Origin of the sequence: Rhodopirellula maiorica SM1, from assembly GCF_000346295.1 — a bacterium.
Lineage (GTDB): Bacteria > Planctomycetota > Planctomycetia > Pirellulales > Pirellulaceae > Novipirellula > Novipirellula maiorica.
The window spans coordinates 1-2,670 of the sequence record NZ_ANOG01000655.1 but is presented as its reverse complement, the minus strand read 5'-3'; the positions used below and the strand labels follow the sequence as shown (position 1 = coordinate 2,670).

The window sequence follows — 2,670 nt, the reverse complement described above, 5'->3', positions numbered from 1 at the left end:
TTGCTGGAAACGCATTAGTACGGTTGCGGTGTCTTCGACTTCGTAGTCTGCCGCGACGGTACCGCAGATCGATTTGACCTCGGCGACTGGCCCAAATAGGTGCAGAAAGACGTTGATGCGATGGCTGCCGACGTCCATCAATGCACCGCCACCACTTTCGGCCAGTGACGTTCGCCAATAGCCTTCGTCACCCGCTTGCATAGAAAGCGGCGTCGCGGTGACCGCAGAAACCGCCATCGGAGTACCAATGGCATTGCTTTTCAGTAGCGTTTCAATGCGATCGATGATGGGATAAAACCGACGATAGTAGGCGACCCCCAGTTTGACATCGGCCTTGGCACAAACGTCAATCATTTCGTCGCATTCGGCGACGTTCATTCCCATCGGTTTTTCGACCAAGACATGTTTTCCCGCGGCCGCAGCCATTCGGGTTTGCGGCAGGTGGGCCCGCACCGGAGTGGCGATGTAGACGGCATCGATGTCGGCGTCGTTCATCAATTCGCGGGCATCGGTGTAACCGCGAGCAATCGAGAGCGTGTCGCAAAATTCTTGTAAACGGTCGGGATCGCGTCGGCAGGCGGCAACGAGTTCGTTGCCTGGAGTATCGATAATCGCCTGCGCGACTCGTTTTCGCGAAACGTCGCCGCATCCGATCAGTCCCCAGCGAATCGTTTTCATCAAAATCTCGTTGTTAATGCGTGGTGGAAAAAGCTGGTTTTAAGAAAAAAGAGAAGGATAGCAGTGCCAAGCAATCTAGCCGTGGCAGTTTAGAAGTATGGTGCAAAGCGGCAGACAAACCAACGGTGGTTGATTTGGCATCGCAGCGCAAGCACCGTCCTGGCGAAAATCGCGTTTGCCAGCGATAATGCGGAGCTTGGGGCACCTGCGGAGGTGCTTTTCTAATTTTTGCCTTTTCGTTTTGACCCCGATTTTCCCATGCCGATTAAAACGCTTTCATTGACCGTCGACGAAGAGAAAGCGGGGCGGATCGATTTGATCGTCCGTGATTTGGCAGGAGTTTCTCGCAGTCAGGTGCGGGGCATGTTCGATCACGGCTGCGTTTCAGTGAACGGACATCCTTGCAAAGGAATCGCGGGATCGGTGAAGGTCGGTGACGTGGTTTCGTTGCGGTTTGATCCTCATCAACGGTATCGCGAGAAAAAACGAACGTGGGACGATCGCACGTTTAGCGTCGTGTTTGAAGACGAGCACCTGATCGTAGTCGACAAGGCGGCCGGCACCCTGACCGTCCCCACCGATAACGGAGAACCCAATTCGTTGGTCGACCGCGTCTCGATTTACCTCAGTCACTCGCGAAGTCAAAAGGAAGCGTGTGTTGTTCACCGGCTTGATCGCGAAGTCAGTGGGTTGTTGGTCTTCGGAAAGCATGAAGCGATCGCGAAGCAGCTGATTGAGCAATTCAAGCAGCGAAAGCCTCAGCGAGTTTACACCGCAATCGTGGCTGGCGTGATTGCGGATGACGAAGGGACCTATCATTCCCACCTCGCAACGGGCAGCAATTTGGACCGATACGTGACCAAGAAATCGCGTGATACCGAGACCGCAATCACCCACTTTCGCGTCGTCCGGCGGATGGCCGATACCACCTTGGTCGAAGTTCAGTTGGAAACCGGAAAGCGAAATCAGATTCGCGTTCAGTTTGCCGACGCTGGGCACCCGGTGTTGGGGGATCCGCGGTATCAAGCCAAGCGAGCGTCGCATCCGTTTTGGGTTCGTAAGCGAATCGCTCTGCACGCACGCTCGCTGGCGTTTACCCATCCGGTGACGGGGGAAGAGGTCCAGTTTGAATCGCCACTGCCATCGGCAATCCAGAAATTTCTAAATGCTGCCCGCTAATTGCGTTCGGGGTGATGCGAATCGTGACAGCATTCAGGATTTGGCCTTCGGGATTACCGGGGACTTCAAGCCATTCCGCTGGCAACTGAATCGTTTGGGATTTTTCTAAGCTGTTGATTTAATGAAGTTTTCTGTGGCAAGGGGTGGCTGATGGGCTACCTCGTCCGTCATTGTTGTATTCGACGGACTAGGAAGTCCGTCGTACGACAAAATCAACAGCCTGCTAACGCCAAAGCGGCTGATATACGGAAAGACTCTTGTCTAGCTGCTTAGCTATCGGTCGCTGTGATGCCACGCAGCATCAGAGAGGAATCACGACTTGGGGCGTGTGAGCGATTGAATTTTGCTTCCCAGAAAACGGGTTGCTTTACCGAATCGGTCAGCAATCGTTCGCATCGGTGTGCGGCGTGCGTGGCCATGGCGGTCGGTTTGGATGGTTTCGCCGGTCGCCGGTTCGATCGCGGTTAGGTAGCCCCCCCCAAAGCAATAGGTGTCGATGCAGACGAAGTATCCCGAATCCAACACGTTGCCGCCGGGCTGAGGCGTGTGGCCAAGGAAGACGCGTTTGCCGCTGCAGTGAGGCAGCGGGTGAGGGAAATCGAGATGTTTCCAGAACATCGTCGCTTCGTCTTGCAGCGGCATTGCCACGCTGTGGACATAGTTTGCGTGAACAAAAATCGATTCCTCGACTTCGTAGAATGCTCGTAGCGAGCGAAAGAAGTCGAGGTGATCGTCGGGAATTTTATTTAGCGATCCGCCATAGCTTGCCAGCGTCGCATGCCCGCCGCTGTTTCGCCAAATGGTGTCGTCAAG

The 2,670-nt window shown here is 54.6% G+C and carries 3 protein-coding genes; 1 reads left to right on the top strand and 2 read right to left on the bottom strand.

Annotation, left to right across the window (positions count from 1 at the left end; all coding sequences use genetic code 11):
• The coding region (locus tag RMSM_RS21055; protein ID WP_008700904.1) for a Gfo/Idh/MocA family protein at positions 1 to 678 on the bottom strand (678 nt) is incomplete at its 3' end.
• 258 nt (positions 679 to 936) lie between these two features.
• Between RMSM_RS21055 and RMSM_RS21050 the strand changes: the two genes are divergently transcribed.
• On the top strand, positions 937 to 1,857 hold the full coding sequence (locus tag RMSM_RS21050) for an RluA family pseudouridine synthase (protein WP_040768670.1): 921 nt from the start codon (positions 937 to 939) through the stop codon (positions 1,855 to 1,857).
• 312 nt (positions 1,858 to 2,169) lie between these two features.
• Here the strand turns inward: RMSM_RS21050 and RMSM_RS41165 are convergent.
• Positions 2,170 to 2,670 (bottom strand): hypothetical protein (locus RMSM_RS41165; protein WP_052031727.1); only part of this gene is annotated, 501 nt, incomplete at its 5' end.

What these genes read in the sequence shown, in the direction of transcription:
- RMSM_RS21050 (WP_040768670.1), top strand. Translation starts at nt 937, where the DNA reads ATGCCGATTAAAACGCTTTCATTGACCGTCGACGAAGAGAAAGCGGGG.